This is a genomic window from Pseudomonas sp. KH_046_2 (assembly GCF_057838985.1).
Window position 1 is genome coordinate 2,053,313 of sequence record NZ_CM174480.1, and the last position, 17,045, is coordinate 2,070,357.

Below are 17,045 nucleotides of genomic sequence, written 5' to 3' on the forward strand. Positions count from 1 at the left end.
GCGAACAATACAAAACCCTGTGGGAGCGGGCTTGCCCGCGAATGCGCGAAGCGCAGCTATTACTTTTTCAGGTCTTCGGCACCTTGCAGCGGTTCGTCACCCAGCAGCAGATCCTTGTCATGGCTGACCGGTTCCTCTTCGAACATGCGCCAGATGTGCTCGTCCTGGGTGCCGAGCAACTCGACAAAACGCCGGCCTTCGATTTTGTCGCTCAACTGGCCGATGTAGCGGCCCTGTTCGGTTTCGCTGCGGGTGAGGGTGATCTTGCGATCCTTTTCCGGCTGGGTTGGCGAAATCAGGTTCAGCTCCAGGGTCTTGGGCTGGCTGTCGCCGCTCAGACGCAGGTCAACCTCGCCGGTCATGCCGTCGAGATGAACGCTGGCGCGCATTTTCAGGGTCTGGGCCAGCAGCTCACGGTCGAGGGAGCGGTTGATGCCTTTGCCGGCCTCGTAGTAGTTGTCGTTGACCAGGTTGTCCGGGTTGTTCACCGCGATGGTCACCATGGACAAGGTCAGGGTCACCGAGCAGGCCAGGATCCCGATGATGATCCACGGCCAGAGGTGCTTGTACCAGGGACTTGCGGCAGTTGCTGCGGGCATGTTCAGTTCTCTCAACGAATTTGTGGGCCGATGAACCGGCTCTTGGCTTCAATGTGGACGCTGTCGTCATCGGCGTCCTTGAGGATGAATTTCACCTCGTTGGTGCTCGACGGCAGTTTTTCCGGCGCGACGGACAGCTCGGCCGGCTGGCTGACGATCTCGCCGGCCGCGACCCTGATCTCGCGTCGGCCCTGCAGTTTCAGATCCGGCAGGCCGGAGGCTTCAAGCAGGTAGGTATGGTCGCGCTGGTCCTTGTTCATGATTTTCAGGCTGTAGACGTTTTCGATCCGACCTTCGGCGTTCTCGCGGTACAGCACGCGGTCCTTGCTGACATCGAACCCCACCAGCGCACGCATGAAGAACGCCGTCACCAGCAGGCTGATCATCGCCAGCAGCACGATGGCATAGCCAATCAGGCGCGGACGCAGTTTATGGGTTTTCTGTCCGGACAGGTTGTGCTCGGTGGTGTAGCTGATCAGCCCGCGCGGGTACTCCATTTTGTCCATGATGGCATCGCAGGCATCGATGCAGGCGGCGCAACCGATGCATTCGATTTGCAGGCCGTCGCGGATGTCGATACCGGTCGGGCAGACCTGGACGCACATGGTGCAGTCGATGCAGTCGCCCAGGCCCTGAGCCTTGTAGTCGATGCCTTTTTTACGCGGGCCGCGGCCTTCGCCACGGCGCGGGTCGTAGGAAACGATCAGTGTGTCCTTGTCGAACATCACGCTCTGGAAGCGTGCGTACGGACACATGTAGATGCACACCTGTTCGCGCAACCAGCCGGCATTGCCGTAAGTGGCGAGGGTGAAGAAACCGACCCAGAAATACGACCAGCCATCCGCCTGGCCGGTGAAGAATTCGAACACCAGTTCGCGGATCGGCGAGAAGTAGCCGACGAAGGTCATGCCGGTGACGAAGCCGATCAGCAGCCACAGGCTGTGTTTGCTGAACTTGCGCAGGAGCTTGTTGGCGCTCATCGGCGCCTTGTCGAGCTTGATGCGTTGGTTGCGGTCACCTTCAGTGACTTTTTCGCACCACATGAAGATCCAGGTCCACACGCTTTGCGGGCAGGTATAACCGCACCAGACCCGTCCGGCGTACACGGTGATGAAGAACAGGCCGAAGGCGGCGATGATCAACATGCCGGACAGCAGAATGAAGTCCTGAGGCCAGAAGGTGGCGCCGAAAATGAAGAACTTGCGCTCCGGCACGTTCCACCATACGGCCTGATGACCGCCCCAGTTCAGCCACACCGTGCCGAAATACAGCAGGAACAACAGGGCTCCGCCGGAAATCCGCAGGTTGCGAAACAGGCCGGTGAAGGCGCGGGTGTAGATTTTTTCCCTGGAGGCGTAGAGGTCGACGCTGTTGTTCGCGTTCCTGGTGGGAGGAGTGACGTCGTGTACCGGAATCTGGTTGCTCATCATTGCATCCCACGGCAGTGGAAAAGTGCCTCGGTCAGTACGTGCCGACCGCGGTCAAAAAGGGGTGTCGCAGTGGCGCAATGATACGCCTGTCGCTCTAGCCTGCGGGTGCGACCTTTGGTCGCGTTGGGGAAAAATCATGAATGGTGTAGCAGATGTAACAAAACGTGATGCAGGTCAATTGACTATAGACGATTTATCTTTTTTCTTCGTCGATCCTCGACAGGTGCCTGCGTGGAAGGCGATATCCAAAGTCTGCTGGATAAAGAATATATTTTTAACTTGGGTCATACTTTGTGATTATTGGTAGATGGATATTTGGATTTTAATTTAATAGTTTGTTAGTGTGACAACAATGAAATTTGATTGCAGTGTTGCACGTCGTATGTATTTTAAATATCTACTTAAGGATAAGTAAAAATGTCTATTAATGATGAAGAATGCACCCGAGTAACTCAGTCCGTTGGGGCCGTCACTGTCGAAGCTCATAAACCTGGTACAGACTGCACGATTCCGGCCCCCGTCACGACTATCGATACGTTGGAGCCGACTGCGCAAAAAGTCCAGGCAAAACGCTCTTCAGGCAACAAGAAAGGGACTGGCGGTCTGGACAGTCTGGGTGGTGGTAACCTTCCTTGATTACAGCCAATACACATGAATGCGAAGTGTATTCATGAGCGTCTAAAAAACTGCTTCGCCAACTAAAAATGGCGAAGCCGTTTTTTATTAGTTGATCGAAGAGTGCGTGAAAAATAATAATCGGGAGGGCTCGCCAGCAACTCAACGGAACTGTGTGCAAATAAGCGTGCGTAGACTCCAAATGAAAACGGCCCCGCCAATTCTCATTGGCGGGGCCGTTTTTTGTTGCTTCAAGCGTTTGCCTTACTTGGCGTCCGCTGCCTTCTCACCGTGAGACAGGCTGTAGACGTAAGCGGCCAGCAGGTGAACCTTGTCGTTACCCTGCATTGCCTCTTGCGCAGGCATCTGGCCCTGACGGCCGTAACGGATGGTCTGCTGCAGTTGAGCGAAGCTCGAACCGTAGATGAACGCAGCCGGGTGAGTCAGGTCAGGTGCGCCCATCGCTGGGGTGCCTTTGCCTTCCGGACCGTGGCACGCCACGCAGTTGGTAGCGAACAGCTTCTGCCCGGCAACCGGGTCGGCCTTGGCGCCTTCCGGCAGCTTGCGGCCATCGAGGTTGGTCAGGATAAACGCGGCCACATCGGCCACGCCTTGCTCGCCAATCACTTCAGCCCACGCAGGCATCACCGCGTGACGACCGCCCATGATGGTGGTCTTGATGGCTTGCGCGTCGCCGCCCCAGCGCCAGTCGGCGTCGGTCAGGTTCGGGAAGCCGTAGGCGCCCTTGGCGTCGGAACCGTGGCAAACCGAGCAGTTGGAGGCGAACAGGCGGCCACCCATCTTCAGGGCTTGTGGGTCCTTGGCCACTTCCTCGATTGGCATGGCGGCGAACTTGGCGAAGATCGGACCGAACTTGGCGTCCGACCTGGCCATTTCCTTTTCCCACTCGTGAACGCCGGTCCAGCCGGTCTGGCCGTTGGCGAACGCGGTCTGCTTCTCGTTATCGAGGTAGTTGTAACCCGGCAGCAGGCCTTTCCAGTTGCCCAGGCCCGGGTACAGCACCAGGTAGCCGAGGGCGAAGATGATGGTGCCCACGAACAGCATGAACCACCATTTCGGCAGCGGGTTGTCGTACTCCTCGATCCCGTCGAAGGAGTGACCAACCGTCTCGTCGGTTTGCTCGGCGCGCTGGCCCTTGCGGGTGGACAGCAGCAGCCAGGTCAGGGCGAAGATGGTGCCGAGACTGAGGACTGTGACGTACAGACTCCAGAATGTAGTCATTCTTTGTTACTCCTAGAAGCTTGCTCGACGTGCTTGATGGCTTCGGGATCATCCGCGAAAGGCAGCAAGGTCGCGTCTTCAAACTCCGACTTGCGCTTGGGACTGAACACCCACAGTGCCAGTCCGATGAAGGCCACCATCACGACAACGGTGCCCAGGCCACGAATCATCCCGATATCCATCCAATTCACCGTTTGCTTTTGATGATGGTGCCCAGGCCTTGCAGATAGGCCACCAGCGCGTCCATTTCGGTTTTGCCCTTCACAGCATCCTTGGCGCCGGCGATGTCTTCGTCGGTGTAAGGGACGCCGAGCGTGCGCAAGACTTCCATTTTCTTGGCGGTGTCTTTGCCGTCGAGCTTGTTTTCCACGAGGAACGGGTAGGCCGGCATTTTCGACTCGGGCACTACGTTGCGCGGGTTGTACAAGTGCGCACGCTGCCAGTCATCGGAGTAACGACCGCCGACACGGGCCAGGTCCGGACCGGTACGCTTGGAACCCCACAGGAACGGGTGGTCCCAGACGCTTTCACCGGCGACTGAGTAGTGGCCGTAGCGTTCGGTTTCAGCACGGAACGGGCGGATCATCTGCGAGTGGCAGCCGACACAACCGTTGGCGATATAAACATCCCGGCCTTCCAGTTCAAGGGCGGTGCGGGGCTTCATGCCCTCGACCGGCTTGTTGGTGACGTCCTGGAAAAACAGCGGAACGATCTGGGTCAGGCCGCCGATGCTGACGGCGATGACCATGAAGAAGGCCAGCAGGCCAATATTCTTCTCGACTGCTTCATGCTTCATCAGTGAGCTCCAACTACGGCAATCTGTTCGGCGGCTTTGGCTTCAGCCGGGTTCGAGGCGCGTACGGTACGGAATACGTTGTAGGCCATGAACAGCATGCCGGTGGCGAAGAATGCACCGCCCAGGGCGCGGACGATGAAGCCCGGGTGGCTGGCTTGCAGCGCTTCGACGAACGAGTAGGTGAGGGTGCCGTCATCGTTGATTGCACGCCACATCAGGCCCTGGGTGATGCCGTTGACCCACATCGAAGCGATGTAGAGCACGGTACCGATGGTCGCGAGCCAGAAGTGGGTGTTGATCAGGCCGGTGCTGTGCATCTGCGCACGACCGAACAGTTTCGGGATCATGTGGTAGATGGCGCCGATCGAGATCATCGCAACCCAGCCCAAGGCACCGGCGTGTACGTGGCCGATGGTCCAGTCGGTGTAGTGCGACAGGGAGTTCACGGTCTTGATGGCCATCATCGGGCCTTCGAAGGTCGACATGCCGTAGAACGCCAGGGAAACCACCAAAAAGCGCAGGATCGGGTCGGTGCGCAGCTTATGCCAGGCGCCCGACAGGGTCATCATGCCGTTGATCATGCCGCCCCAGCTTGGCGCCAGCAGGATGATCGACATTGCCATGCCCAGGGACTGAGCCCAGTCCGGCAGCGCGGTGTAGTGCAGGTGGTGGGGACCTGCCCAGATGTACAGGGTGATCAGCGCCCAGAAGTGCACGATCGACAAGCGATAGGAGTAGATCGGACGCTCGGCCTGTTTCGGCACGAAGTAGTACATCATCCCCAGGAAGCCGGTGGTCAGGAAGAAGCCCACGGCGTTGTGGCCGTACCACCACTGGATCATCGCGTCCGTCGCACCCGAGTAGGCCGAGTAGGACTTGAACAGGCTGACCGGCAGCGACATGTGGTTGACGATGTGCAGCATCGCGGTCACGACGATGAACGCGCCGTAGAACCAGTTACCCACATAGATGTGCTTGGTCTTGCGCTTGACGATGGTGCCGAAGAACACCAGACCGTAGGTGACCCAGACAATGGCCAGCAGAATAGCCAGGGGCCATTCCAGTTCCGCGTATTCCTTGGTGGTGGTGAAACCCATCGGCAAGGTAATGATCGCGCCGACGATCACCGCTTGCCATCCCCAGAAGGTGAAGGCGGCGAGGCTGTCGGAAATCAGTCGCGTTTGGCAGGTTCGCTGCACGACGTAATAAGAAGTGGCAAACAGTGCACATCCACCGAAGGCGAAAATCACCAGGTTGGTGTGCAGCGGGCGCAGGCGTCCAAAGCTCGTCCATGCCAGACCGAAGTTCAACTCCGGCCAGACCAGTTGCGAGGCGATGAAGACACCGAGCCCCATGCCAAGGATCCCCCAGACCACCGTCATGATGGCGAACTGGCGGACTACCTTATAGTTATAAGCAGTCGGACTGATTGCTGTGCTCATTCTAAGGTTCCACGGTTTGGGTGTTTTATTAGGATTAAAAATCGGCCGCAAGTATGGAGAAAGCAGGGGGTCATTGCAACGCGCCATGACCTGGGTCAATGCTTTCAAATGCTGATTCTGCGGCCTTTCCATGCACCACGTAGGGACAAAATTGCCCGTGGGCAAAACGTCCCGGCGGACTGATCAGGCGAGGGGGTCAGGTCGGATGTAACGGGGTGTGTTCAAACGCAACGTTTGGCTGACCGAAGGCAACTGGCGCGACAGCCGGTATCTACCAGCCTTTGCGGCCTGTCATCGGGCAGATTCGTCGAACACATCGTTCAGGGTCGACCTGGAACCGGCACCGGCCAGTCCGCATCGGGGGAAGCTTAGACCCGAATCCGGGGATCCGAAAGAAAGTCGGTGCGAGGGTGCGACAATGAGTCGCAAAGGGGCAGGGAACTGCCGCATCCGGGAGAATGCGGCAGCAGAGCGGTCGGGATTTATTTGCGGTTGTCTTCAGCCTGCAGGCGCTCGGTATTCAAACCGTGGGACAGGCTGTACACATATGCGGCCAGCAATTGCACCTTGTCGTTGCCGAGCAGTTCGTTTTGCGCCGGCATATGGCCCTGGCGGCCATGCCGAATCGTCTGTTCAAGCTGCGTCAGGCTTGTACCGTAGATGAAGCCGGCCGGGTGCGTCAGGTTCGGCGCGCCCATGGCTTCAGTGCCCTGGCCGTTCGCTCCGTGACAGGCGACGCAGGTGGTGCTGAAGGCTTGCTGTCCGGCTTGCAGGTCGGCTTTGCTGTCGGCGGGTAGCGGCAGGCCGGCCAGATCATGGCGCACATAAGCGGCGACGTTTTTCACACCTTCCTCACCCAGGACTTCACCCCAGGCCGGCATCATCGCCATCCGGCCACCCATGATGGTGGTCTTGATGGTTTCTGCACTGCCGCCCCAGCGCCAGTCGCTGTCGGCCAGGTTGGGGAAGCCGAATGCACCCTTGGCGTCCGAGCCGTGGCACACCGAACAGTTGGAGGCAAACAGGCGGCCGCCCATTTTCAGTGCCTGCGGGTCCTTGGCCACTTCTTCCACGGGCATCGCCGCGAATTTGGCGAAGATCGGCCCGAACTTCGTGTCAGCCTTGGCCATTTCCTTTTCCCATTCGTGCACGCCGGTCCAGCCGTTTTCGTAGCCGGGGAGGATGCCTTTCCAGTTGCCCAGGCCCGGATAGAGGATCAGATAACCGACGGCAAACACCAGGGTGCCAACGAACAGCATGAACCACCATTGCGGCAGCGGGTTGTCGTACTCCTCGATGCCGTCGAAGCTGTGGCCCATGGTCTGGTCGACACTGCCCTTGGTTTCGCCCTTGCGGGTGCTGAGCAGCAGCCAGGTCAGGCCGATCAGGCTGCCGATGGTCAGTACGCAGATCCACGTACTCCAGAAGGTGGTCATGGCCGGGTACTCCTTGTTGCTGATTCTTCAGTGATGTCGGGTTGTGGCTCGTCGGCGAACGGCAGCAGGCGCGCTTCGGCGAATTCCGGGCTGCGCTTGCCGTTGAATACCCACAGGGTCAAGCCGATGAACGCGACGAATACGACGACTGTGCCCAGGCCGCGGATCATTCCAGTGCTCAATTCAAACATTGCTCACCTCTTGCTCTTGATGGCAGTGCCGAGCACTTGCAGGTAGGCGACCAGTGCATCCATCTCGCTCTTGCCCTTGAGCGAAGCGACGGCGCCGGTGATGTCCTCGTCGGTGTACGGCACGCCCAGGGTGCGCATGGCCTTGATCTTGGTTTCGGTATGACTGCTGTCGAGTTGGTTGGCCACCAGCCACGGATAGGCCGGCATCTTCGACTCCGGCACGACGTTGCGCGGGTTGTACAAGTGCGCGCGGTGCCAGTCATCCGAGTAGCGCGCGCCGACCCGCGCCAGGTCCGGCCCGGTGCGTTTCGAGCCCCACAGGAACGGGTGATCCCAGACACTTTCGCCGGCCACCGAGTAGTGACCGTAGCGTTCGGTCTCGGCGCGGAACGGGCGGATCATCTGCGAGTGGCAGCCGACGCAGCCTTCGCGGATATAGATGTCGCGACCTTCCAGTTGCAGCGCGGTATAGGGCTTCATGCCTTCCACCGGTTTGTTGGTCACGTCCTGGAAGAACAGCGGGACGATCTGGGTCAGGCCGCCAATGCTCACGGCCAGGATCATCAGCAGCAGCAACAGGCCGACGTTTTTCTCGATAGTTTCGTGTTTCATGGCGGACTCCTCAGGCCATCTGCTCGGCAGCGGCGACTTCGGCAGGCTGCGAGGCCCGCACGGTGCGCCAGGTGTTGTAGGCCATCAGGAACATGCCACTGAGGAAGATCGCGCCACCCACCAGCCGCACGACGAAGCCAGGGTGGCTGGCCACCAGGGTTTCGACGAAGGAGTAGGTCAGCGTGCCGTCCTCGTTCACCGCGCGCCACATCAGGCCCTGGGCAATGCCGTTGACCCACATCGAGGCGATGTACAGAACGGTGCCGATGGTGGCGAGCCAGAAGTGCGCGTTGATCAGACCGATGCTGTGCATCTGTAAACGTCCGAAGACTTTCGGGATCATGTGGTACAGCGCACCGATGGAAATCATCGCCACCCAGCCCAAGGCGCCGGCGTGTACGTGGCCGATGGTCCAGTCGGTGTAGTGGGAGAGGGCGTTGACCGTCTTGATCGCCATCATCGGCCCTTCGAAGGTCGACATGCCGTAGAACGCCAGCGACACCACGAGGAAGCGCAGGACCGGGTCGCTGCGCAACTTATGCCAGGCACCCGACAGGGTCATCATGCCGTTGATCATCCCGCCCCAGCTCGGCGCCAGCAGGATCAGCGACATCACCATGCCCAGCGACTGCGCCCAGTCCGGCAGCGCGGTGTAGTGCAAGTGGTGCGGACCGGCCCAGATGTACAGGGTGATCAGCGCCCAGAAGTGCACGATCGACAGGCGATAGGAGTAAACCGGGCGCTCGGCCTGTTTCGGCACGAAGTAATACATCATCCCGAGGAAACCGGCGGTGAGGAAAAAGCCTACGGCGTTGTGTCCGTACCACCATTGCACCATCGCGTCGGTGGCACCGGAGTACAGCGAGTAGGACTTGGTGAAACTGACCGGCAATTCCATGTTGTTGACGATGTGCAGGATCGCCACGGTGACGATAAACGCACCGAAGAACCAGTTGCCGACATAGATGTGCTTGGTCTTGCGCTGCATGATCGTGCCGAAGAACACGATGGCGTAGGCGACCCAGACGATGGTGATCAGGATGTCGATCGGCCATTCCAGCTCGGCGTATTCCTTGGAACTGGTGTAGCCCAGCGGCAGGCTGATGGCCGCCAGCAGGATCACAAGCTGCCAGCCCCAGAAACAGAACGCCGCAATTGCGGGAGCAAATAAGCGTGTCTGGCAAGTACGTTGTACTGAGTAAAACGAACTGGCGAACAGTGCGCAGCCGCCGAAGGCGAAGATCACCGCGTTGGTGTGCAGCGGGCGCAAGCGGCCGAAGCTGGTCCACGGCAAATTGAAGTTGAGTTCGGGCCAGACCAACTGGGCAGCGAGAAAAACCCCGAGCCCCATGCCGACGATGCCCCACACCACCGTCATAATGGCGAATTGGCGGACCACCTTGTAGTTGTAGGCGGTACTGATAGAAGTGTTCATGGTTCCCCATCCACGGTTCAGCCGAAGTGAGCGCGCAGCGCAAGGCAGTGCACCCTTCGGCCGGAGTTATAGGCAGACTAAAAGCGAGGCAAGCATGGACAAAGGGCACAAGGCCGGTATTGACGGGGATCAATGGGCGCAGTGCGTGCGGGATCATGGATGGTTGTGGAATGCCGCCGCTGGCAAGGCTGCGGCGACACTGATCCTCGCCCATGGCGCCGGCGCACCGATGGACAGCGACTGGATGAGCGACATGGCTGCACGCCTCGCTGCACAAGGCGTCAACGTGTTGCGCTTCGAGTTTCCCTACATGGCGCAGCGGCGCATCGATGGCGGCAAGCGCCCGCCGAACCCGGCGCCGAAACTGCTGGAATGCTGGCGTGAGGTGTATGCCCAGGTGCGACGCCATGTCACTGGGCCGCTGGCCATGGGCGGCAAGTCCATGGGCGGTCGCATGGCCAGTTTGCTGGCGGATGAATTGGGCGCGGATGCTCTGGTGTGCCTGGGGTATCCGTTTTATGCAGTGGGTAAACCGGAGAGACCGCGGGTGGAGCATTTGGCTTCTTTGAAAACCCGTACCTTGATCGTGCAGGGCGAGCGGGATGCGTTGGGCAACCGGGAAGCCGTCGAGGGGTATGCGCTGTCACCGAGTATCGAAGTGTTCTGGCTGGTGGCGGGGGATCATGATTTGAAGCCGTTGAAGGCTTCGGGGTTTAGCCATGAGCAGCATTTGGTGGCTGCGGCGGGGAAGGTGGCCTCATTTCTTCAGTGAAATGAATGGCGTCTGGGCCTGCCTCTTCGCGGGCAAGCCCGCTCCCACAGTGATCTTTGGTGTGGCTCGATTTTGTGATCAATGCAGAACCCTGTGGGAGCGGGCTTGCCCGCGAAGAGGCCTGTCCAGGCGATATACATTTCAGACTGGTAATAAAAAACCCGGAAGCTTCCACTGTCCGGGTTTTTTATTGATCAACAACAATCAGCGGTTAAACCGCTCCACCAACGAATACTGCGTATTGGCAGTCCTGGTCAGCTCTTCACTCAGCAACGCCGAGTTCTGTGCCTGTTCCGAGGTCTGGTCCGCCAGTTGCGAAATGTTGCTGATGTTGCGGCTGATTTCTTCGGCCACGGCACTTTGCTCTTCGGTCGCGGCGGCGATCTGGGTGGTCATGTCGGTGATGTTGGCCACCGCTTCGCTGATCCCCACCAGTGCCTGGTCCGCTTCCAGTACCCGCGCCACGCCTTCTTCTGCCTGACGATGCCCGGCTTCCATGGTTTGCACGGCGGTGCCGGCGGTTTGCTGGAGCTTGGCGATCAGCGCATGAATCTGCCCGGTGGACTCGCTGGTGCGTTGCGCCAGTTGACGGACTTCGTCGGCCACCACCGCAAAGCCACGCCCCATCTCGCCGGCACGGGCCGCTTCGATGGCAGCGTTCAACGCCAGCAGGTTGGTCTGGTCGGCGATGCCTTTGATCACGTCGACCACGCCACCGATTTCGTTGCTGTCCTTGGCCAGTTGGGTCACGGTCACGCCGGTTTCACCGACGACTACTGAAAGGCGCTGAATGGCTTCGCGGGTTTCCCCAGCGATGTCACGACCACGACCGGTCAGGCGATTGGCTTCCTGGGTGGCGTCGGCGGTGCGTTGCACATGGCTGGCGACTTCCTGGGTGGTCGCTGCCATCTGATTGACCGCGGTGGCTACCTGCTCGGTCTCGACCCGTTGACGTTCCAGGCCGCTGGAGCTGTTGTGCGCCAGGGCGTCGGACTGTCTGGCCTGATCGGTCAGGTGTTCGGCCGTGTCCTGCAGACGCGTCAGGCAAGTTTTCAGGCGGGCTTCCTGACTGAGGATGGACATTTCCAGGCGCGCCTGGGCGCCGCGACTGTCGGTGTACATCTGAGCGATCAACGGATCGGAGGTGGTCTGCTCGGCCAGGCGCAGCAAACGCTTGAGGCCACGCTGTTGCCACTGGAGGCCCATCAGGCCCAGCGGCACTGAAAGGCCGGCAGCCAGGGCAAACCCCCAATGGGAGTTCAGCGATGCACCGATCATGAAGCTCAATTGGCTGACCAGGATGAACGGCAGCCAGTCCTGCAGGATCGGCAGCCATTTATCCGAGGAGGGAACGGCCGACTTGCCCTGGTTGATGCGTTGGTAGAGCGCTTCGGCGCGGCGGATCTGTTCGGCGGTGGGCTTGACCCGCACCGACTCGTAACCGATCACCTGACTGCCTTCGAAGATCGGTGTCACATAGGCGTTCACCCAGTAATGATCACCCATCTTGCAGCGATTCTTGACAATGCCCATCCATGGCAAGCCTTGTTTGAGTGTGCCCCACATGTGTGCGAACACCGCGGCCGGGACGTCGGGGTGACGGACCAGGTTGTGCGGCGCACGGATCAGTTTCTCTCGGGAAAACCCGCTGATCTCGACGAAAGCGTCGTTACAGTAGGTGATCATGCCCTTGGCATCGGTGGTGGAAATCAACCGTTGCTGAGCCGGGAAGGTCCGCTCGCGTTGTGTAATTGGCTGGTTGTTACGCATGGCTTTTTAATCCGCAAGGCTTTCAAGTGCTGTATCGGCATGCGTGGTGAATTGTTGAGATTATTTTTTCGAGAATCAGCGGCACGTCGCAAAATCACCCTTGCGTCAGCTGGCGAGCATCGGATAGGTGAGCGAGCCGAAATGCAGGCGAGCATTGAAAATCCTGGTGTCGAAATTCTGTGGATCCCCGAGTCCCCTGTGGGAGCGAGCTTGCTCGCGATGACTGCGAAACATTCAAAGATGATGTTGAATGACACTCCGCTATCGCGAGCTCGCTCCCACAGGGTTTTTTGTCAGCGCAAGGCTACGACGCAATCAACTGCCGCAACACGTAATGCAAAATCCCTCCGGACTTGAAGTACTCGACCTCATTGAGCGTATCGATGCGGCACAACACCTCGATCTTCTCGCTGCTGCCGTCTTCGCGAGTGATGACCAGCGTCAGGTTCATCCGTGGCGTCAGCTCGACGCCGGTCAGGCCGAGGATGTCCAGGGTTTCACTGCCGCCCAGGTTCAGGCTCTTGCGGTTCTGGTCCAGTTTGAACTGCAACGGCAGCACGCCCATGCCCACCAGGTTGGAGCGGTGAATCCGTTCGAAGCTTTCGGCGACGACCGCTTTCACCCCCAGCAGGTTGGTGCCCTTGGCCGCCCAGTCGCGGCTCGAACCGGTGCCGTATTCCTGGCCGGCGATCACCACCAGCGGCGTGCCTGAAGCCTGATAGCGCATGGCGGCGTCGTAGATCGACATTTTCTCGCCGGTGGGAATGTAGCGGGTGTTGCCACCTTCTTCGCCGCCGAGCATTTCGTTGCGTATGCGGATGTTGGCGAAGGTGCCGCGCATCATCACTTCATGGTTGCCACGCCGCGAGCCGTAGGAGTTGAAGTCCCGCGGCTCCACGCCTTTGTCGCGCAGGTAGTGCCCGGCCGGGCTGTCGACCTTGATGTTGCCGGCCGGGGAGATGTGGTCGGTGGTCACCGAGTCGCCGAGCAGCGCGAGGATCCTGGCGCCGCTGACATCCTTGACCACGGGCGGTGGGCCGCCGATGTCGTCGAAGAACGGCGGATGCTGGATGTAGGTCGAGTCGTCCTGCCAGACATAGGTCGCCGCCTGCGGAACCTTGATCGCCTGCCATTGCGCGTCACCGGCAAACACTTCGGCGTATTCCTTGTGGAACATGGCGGTGTTGACCTGACTCACGGCGTCGGCAATTTCCTTGCTGCTTGGCCAGATGTCCCGAAGGTAAACCGGGTTGCCGTCCTTGTCCTCGCCCAACGGCTCGCGGCTGATGTCGGTGCGTACCGTGCCGGCCAGCGCGTAGGCCACCACCAGCGGCGGGGAGGCCAGCCAGTTGGTTTTCACCAGCGGATGCACCCGGCCTTCGAAGTTGCGATTGCCCGAGAGCACGGAGGCCACGGTGAGGTCGGCTTGCTGGATGGCTTTCTCGATGGGCTCCGACAGCGGGCCCGAGTTGCCGATGCAGGTGGTGCAGCCATAGCCGACCAGGGCAAAGCCCAATTCGTCGAGGTAATGGGTCAGGCCGGCCGCCTTGTAGTAGTCGGTGACCACTTTCGAGCCGGGTGCCAGCGAGCTCTTCACCCAGGGTTTGCGTTTCAGGCCTTTTTCCACGGCCTTCTTCGCCACCAGCCCGGCGGCCATCATCACGCTGGGGTTGGAGGTGTTGGTGCAGGAGGTGATTGCGGCAATGACCACGGCGCCGTTTTTCAGGCGATAGGTCTGGCCTTCGTAATCGTAATCCGCTTCGCCGGCCATATCGGCATTGCCGACGGCAACACCGCCACCGCCTTCGCTTTCCAGGCGGCCTTCTTCCTTGCTGGTGGGCTTGAATTGCAGGTCGGTGAAGTCGCTGAACGCTTGCGCGACGTTGGGCAGCGACACCCGGTCCTGTGGACGTTTTGGTCCGGCGAGGCAGGCTTCGACACTGTCCATGTCCAGCGCCAGGCTGTCGGTGAACACGGGTTCCTGGCCGGGCAGGCGCCACAGGCCCTGGGCCTTGCTGTAGGCCTCGACCAGTTGCACCGTTTCCAGGGTCCGGCCGGACAGGCGCAGGTATTCCAGCGTGATGTCGTCCACCGGGAAGAAACCGCAGGTGGCGCCGTATTCCGGAGCCATGTTGGCGATGGTCGCGCGGTCGGCCAGGGGCAGGTCGGCAAGGCCATCGCCATAGAACTCGACGAATTTGCCCACCACGCCTTTCTTGCGCAGCATCTGGGTCACCGTCAGCACCAGGTCGGTGGCGGTGATGCCTTCCTTGAGCTTGCCGGTGAGTTTGAAACCGATGACTTCGGGAATCAGCATCGACACCGGTTGCCCGAGCATTGCCGCTTCCGCTTCGATACCGCCGACGCCCCAGCCGAGCACGCCGAGGCCGTTGATCATGGTGGTGTGGGAGTCGGTGCCGACCAAAGTGTCGGGGAAGGCGTAGGTGCGGCCGTCCTCGTCCTTGGTCCAGACCGTGCGGCCGAGGTATTCAAGATTCACCTGGTGGCAGATCCCGGTGCCTGGCGGCACCACGCTGAAATTGTCGAAGGCACTCTGGCCCCAGCGCAGGAACGCATAACGTTCGCCATTGCGCTGCATTTCAATGTCGACGTTCTGCTCGAAGGCGCTGCTGCTGGCAAACTTGTCGACCATCACCGAGTGGTCGATCACCAGGTCCACCGGCGACAACGGGTTGATCCGCTGCGGATTGCCGCCAGCCTTGGCCATTGCCGCGCGCATGGCGGCCAGGTCGACCACCGCCGGTACGCCGGTGAAGTCCTGCATCAGCACCCGCGCCGGGCGGTACTGGATTTCGCGGTCGGAGCGACGCTCCTTGAGCCACGCGGCCAGTGCCTTGAGGTCGGCGCCGGTGACGGTTTTTTCGTCCTCCCAGCGCAGCAGGTTTTCCAGCAGGACTTTCAACGACATCGGCAGCTTGTCCAGATCGCCCAGGCTTTTGGCGGCATCGGGCAGGCTGAAGTAGTGGTAGGTCTTGTTGCCGACTTGCAGGGTCTTGAGCGTTTTCAGGCTATCGAGGGACGGCATTGCGATCACTCCTTTGAGTCCGCACGGCTACGGACTGAGGGGACGGGCAGAGCATTAAAACTAGCCCTGTTTTCAGTAGCTGGCTAATAACTGGACTCTATCGCTAAGTCCGAGGTTCCGAAGTCGGCTATCATGCGCGGGTTTTCGTGACAGGCTTTGCTTCAACGCAAGCCTGGGCATCGCGCAGTGGCCGAAATTCCTCGCCATTGCCCAGGAGTAAGAATGAACACCCTCTTTATGCATTGCCGGCCGGGCTTCGAAGGCGAAGTCTGTTCCGAGATTTCCGACCTCGCCTCGCGCTTGAACGTGGCCGGATATGCCAAGGCCAAGGCGGCAACTGCCTGCGCCGAGTTTGTCTGCACCGAAGAAGACGGCGCCGAGCGCCTGATGCGCGGGCAGCGTTTCGCCGAGCTGATCTTCCCGCGCCAGTGGGCCCGGGGGATCTTCATCGATCTGCCGGAAACCGACCGCATCAGCGTGATCCTCGATCATATGGCGGACTTTCCGCTGTGCGGCAGCCTGTGGCTGGAAATGGTCGATACCAACGACGGCAAGGAACTGTCGAACTTCTGCAAGAAATTCGAAGTGCACCTGCGCAAGGCGCTGATGGCGGCCGGCAAGCTGGTGGAGGACGCGCACAAGCCGCGTTTGCTGCTGACCTTCAAGAGCGGCCGCGAAGTGTTCATGGGCCTGGCGGAGTCGAACAACTCGGCGATGTGGCCGATGGGCATTCCGCGTTTGAAGTTTCCACGGGAGGCGCCGAGCCGATCGACCTTGAAGCTGGAAGAGGCCTGGCACCACTTCATCCCGCGCGACCAGTGGGACGAGCGCCTGCACGGCGACATGACCGGCGTTGACCTGGGGGCCGCCCCCGGTGGCTGGACCTGGCAACTGGTCAACCGCGGCATGCTGGTGACCGCCATCGACAACGGCCCGATGGCCGAAAGCCTGATGGACACGGGTCTGGTGCAGCACTTGATGGCTGACGGTTTCACCTTCAAGCCCAAGCAACCGGTGGACTGGATGGTCTGCGACATCGTCGAGAAACCGGCGCGTAACGCCGCGATGCTGGAAGAGTGGATCGGCGACGGCCATTGCCGCGAGGCGGTGGTCAATCTCAAGTTGCCGATGAAACAGCGCTATGCCGAAGTGAAGCGCTTGCTCGAGCGCATTGCCGATGGCTTCAAGGCACGGGGCATCAAGGTCGAGATTGGTTGCAAGCAGCTGTACCACGACCGCGAGGAAGTGACCTGCCACTTGCGCCGGCTGGATGTGAAGAAGCCGAAATCCCGCTGATCACGCAAGTCCCTGTGGTCATCCCACAAGGGCGGCGTAATGCCATAGGTGACTGAACACCCGGCAATGCGCGACAATGCCGGCCAGTTTCAGGAGTGAATCATGAGTGAAATGCTTGATACGCCGGTAGACGGCACCCTCGACGCCACCGGCCTCAACTGCCCCGAACCGGTGATGATGCTGCACCAGCACATCCGTGACCTGGTGCCCGGTGGCCTGCTCAAGGTGATCGCCACTGACCCGTCGACCCGTCGCGACATTCCCAAGTTCTGCGTGTTTCTCGACCATGAACTGGTGGCGCAGCACGAAGATGAGGGCACCTACCTCTACTGGATTCGCAAGAAGTCCGTTTAACGGTAGCCA

16 protein-coding genes are annotated in these 17,045 nt (G+C 60.1%); 4 read left to right on the forward strand and 12 right to left on the reverse strand.

The annotated features are described in order from the left end of the window. Positions 1-59: 59 nt before the first annotated feature. Both AC3IX1_RS09380 and ccoG read right to left on the reverse strand, forming a co-directional pair. The gene (locus AC3IX1_RS09380; RefSeq protein ID WP_489387945.1) at positions 60-599 is read right to left on the reverse strand and encodes a FixH family protein; all 540 of its coding nucleotides are present in this window, start codon (positions 597-599) and stop codon (positions 60-62) included. Positions 600-610: 11 nt separating this feature from the next. Beyond that, on the reverse strand, positions 611-2,026 hold the full coding sequence (gene ccoG, locus AC3IX1_RS09385; RefSeq protein ID WP_489387946.1) for a cytochrome c oxidase accessory protein CcoG: 1,416 nt from the start codon (positions 2,024-2,026) through the stop codon (positions 611-613). Between the two features lie 420 nt (positions 2,027-2,446). Here ccoG and AC3IX1_RS09390 point away from each other — a divergent pair, with 420 nt between their 5' ends. Further along, positions 2,447-2,665 (forward strand): hypothetical protein, encoded by a 219-nt coding sequence (locus AC3IX1_RS09390; protein ID WP_489387947.1) that lies wholly within the window; start codon positions 2,447-2,449, stop codon positions 2,663-2,665. Positions 2,666-2,908: 243 nt separating this feature from the next. On the opposite strand, the gene ccoP (AC3IX1_RS09395) is transcribed toward AC3IX1_RS09390, so the two are convergent. The 8 genes from ccoP (AC3IX1_RS09395) to ccoN (AC3IX1_RS09430) form a co-directional block, all read right to left on the reverse strand. Next, on the reverse strand, positions 2,909-3,886 hold the full coding sequence (gene ccoP / locus AC3IX1_RS09395; protein WP_489352263.1) for a cytochrome-c oxidase, cbb3-type subunit III: 978 nt from the start codon (positions 3,884-3,886) through the stop codon (positions 2,909-2,911). Next, positions 3,883-4,068: a CcoQ/FixQ family Cbb3-type cytochrome c oxidase assembly chaperone gene (locus AC3IX1_RS09400; protein WP_003175465.1), complete on the reverse strand. Its 186-nt coding sequence runs from the start codon at positions 4,066-4,068 to the stop codon at positions 3,883-3,885. The genes ccoP (AC3IX1_RS09395) and AC3IX1_RS09400 overlap by 4 nt, the downstream gene beginning before the upstream one ends. Before the next feature lie 5 nt (positions 4,069-4,073). Further along, the gene (gene ccoO, locus AC3IX1_RS09405) at positions 4,074-4,682 is read right to left on the reverse strand and encodes a cytochrome-c oxidase, cbb3-type subunit II (protein WP_009042961.1); all 609 of its coding nucleotides are present in this window, start codon (positions 4,680-4,682) and stop codon (positions 4,074-4,076) included. After that, entirely contained in the window at positions 4,682-6,124 is a 1,443-nt protein-coding gene (ccoN, locus tag AC3IX1_RS09410; RefSeq protein ID WP_008050393.1) for a cytochrome-c oxidase, cbb3-type subunit I, read from the reverse strand. Before ccoN (AC3IX1_RS09410) ends, ccoO (AC3IX1_RS09405) begins: the two co-directional genes overlap by 1 nt. Positions 6,125-6,606: 482 nt before the next feature. Next, on the reverse strand, positions 6,607-7,560 hold the full coding sequence (gene ccoP, locus AC3IX1_RS09415; RefSeq protein WP_489387948.1) for a cytochrome-c oxidase, cbb3-type subunit III: 954 nt from the start codon (positions 7,558-7,560) through the stop codon (positions 6,607-6,609). Next, complete coding sequence (locus AC3IX1_RS09420) at positions 7,557-7,751, reverse strand: cbb3-type cytochrome oxidase subunit 3 (protein WP_046041353.1); 195 nt, start codon at positions 7,749-7,751, stop codon at positions 7,557-7,559. Before AC3IX1_RS09420 ends, ccoP (AC3IX1_RS09415) begins: the two co-directional genes overlap by 4 nt. 3 nt (positions 7,752-7,754) lie before the next feature. Further along, positions 7,755-8,363, reverse strand: coding sequence for a cytochrome-c oxidase, cbb3-type subunit II (ccoO, locus tag AC3IX1_RS09425; RefSeq protein WP_008020035.1), 609 nt, complete (start codon positions 8,361-8,363; stop codon positions 7,755-7,757). A gap of 10 nt (positions 8,364-8,373) precedes the next feature. Further along, complete coding sequence (ccoN, locus tag AC3IX1_RS09430; RefSeq protein ID WP_489387949.1) at positions 8,374-9,798, reverse strand: cytochrome-c oxidase, cbb3-type subunit I; 1,425 nt, start codon at positions 9,796-9,798, stop codon at positions 8,374-8,376. A 94-nt stretch (positions 9,799-9,892) separates the two neighbouring features. On the opposite strand from ccoN (AC3IX1_RS09430), the gene AC3IX1_RS09435 reads away from it, so the two are divergent. Further along, positions 9,893-10,570 carry an alpha/beta family hydrolase gene (locus AC3IX1_RS09435; protein WP_489387950.1) on the forward strand — a complete coding sequence of 226 codons (678 nt, stop codon included), beginning with the start codon at positions 9,893-9,895 and terminating at the stop codon, positions 10,568-10,570. Between the two features lie 204 nt (positions 10,571-10,774). Here AC3IX1_RS09435 and AC3IX1_RS09440 read toward each other — a convergent pair whose 3' ends face one another. Next, positions 10,775-12,340 (reverse strand): methyl-accepting chemotaxis protein, encoded by a 1,566-nt coding sequence (locus AC3IX1_RS09440; protein WP_489387951.1) that lies wholly within the window; start codon positions 12,338-12,340, stop codon positions 10,775-10,777. A 304-nt stretch (positions 12,341-12,644) separates the two neighbouring features. Beyond that, the gene (gene acnA, locus AC3IX1_RS09445) at positions 12,645-15,386 is read right to left on the reverse strand and encodes an aconitate hydratase AcnA (RefSeq protein ID WP_489387952.1); all 2,742 of its coding nucleotides are present in this window, start codon (positions 15,384-15,386) and stop codon (positions 12,645-12,647) included. A 222-nt stretch (positions 15,387-15,608) separates the two neighbouring features. Here acnA and rlmM point away from each other — a divergent pair, with 222 nt between their 5' ends. Continuing rightward, the gene (rlmM, locus tag AC3IX1_RS09450; protein ID WP_489387953.1) at positions 15,609-16,682 is read left to right on the forward strand and encodes a 23S rRNA (cytidine(2498)-2'-O)-methyltransferase RlmM; all 1,074 of its coding nucleotides are present in this window, start codon (positions 15,609-15,611) and stop codon (positions 16,680-16,682) included. 102 nt (positions 16,683-16,784) lie between these two features. After that, entirely contained in the window at positions 16,785-17,036 is a 252-nt protein-coding gene (gene tusA, locus AC3IX1_RS09455) for a sulfurtransferase TusA (protein ID WP_056721984.1), read from the forward strand. Positions 17,037-17,045 lie beyond the last annotated feature (9 nt).

Coding starts and splice junctions, on each gene's coding strand:
- AC3IX1_RS09380 (WP_489387945.1), bottom strand. CDS start 599: ATGCCCGCAGCAACTGCCGCAAGTCCCTGGTACAAGCACCTCTGGCCG.
- ccoG (WP_489387946.1), bottom strand. CDS start 2,026: ATGAGCAACCAGATTCCGGTACACGACGTCACTCCTCCCACCAGGAAC.
- AC3IX1_RS09390 (WP_489387947.1), top strand. CDS start 2,447: ATGTCTATTAATGATGAAGAATGCACCCGAGTAACTCAGTCCGTTGGG.
- ccoP (WP_489352263.1), bottom strand. CDS start 3,886: ATGACTACATTCTGGAGTCTGTACGTCACAGTCCTCAGTCTCGGCACC.
- AC3IX1_RS09400 (WP_003175465.1), bottom strand. CDS start 4,068: ATGGATATCGGGATGATTCGTGGCCTGGGCACCGTTGTCGTGATGGTG.
- ccoO (WP_009042961.1), bottom strand. CDS start 4,682: ATGAAGCATGAAGCAGTCGAGAAGAATATTGGCCTGCTGGCCTTCTTC.
- ccoN (WP_008050393.1), bottom strand. CDS start 6,124: ATGAGCACAGCAATCAGTCCGACTGCTTATAACTATAAGGTAGTCCGC.
- ccoP (WP_489387948.1), bottom strand. CDS start 7,560: ATGACCACCTTCTGGAGTACGTGGATCTGCGTACTGACCATCGGCAGC.
- AC3IX1_RS09420 (WP_046041353.1), bottom strand. CDS start 7,751: ATGTTTGAATTGAGCACTGGAATGATCCGCGGCCTGGGCACAGTCGTC.
- ccoO (WP_008020035.1), bottom strand. CDS start 8,363: ATGAAACACGAAACTATCGAGAAAAACGTCGGCCTGTTGCTGCTGCTG.
- ccoN (WP_489387949.1), bottom strand. CDS start 9,798: ATGAACACTTCTATCAGTACCGCCTACAACTACAAGGTGGTCCGCCAA.
- AC3IX1_RS09435 (WP_489387950.1), top strand. CDS start 9,893: ATGGACAAAGGGCACAAGGCCGGTATTGACGGGGATCAATGGGCGCAG.
- AC3IX1_RS09440 (WP_489387951.1), bottom strand. CDS start 12,340: ATGCGTAACAACCAGCCAATTACACAACGCGAGCGGACCTTCCCGGCT.
- acnA (WP_489387952.1), bottom strand. CDS start 15,386: ATGCCGTCCCTCGATAGCCTGAAAACGCTCAAGACCCTGCAAGTCGGC.
- rlmM (WP_489387953.1), top strand. CDS start 15,609: ATGAACACCCTCTTTATGCATTGCCGGCCGGGCTTCGAAGGCGAAGTC.
- tusA (WP_056721984.1), top strand. CDS start 16,785: ATGAGTGAAATGCTTGATACGCCGGTAGACGGCACCCTCGACGCCACC.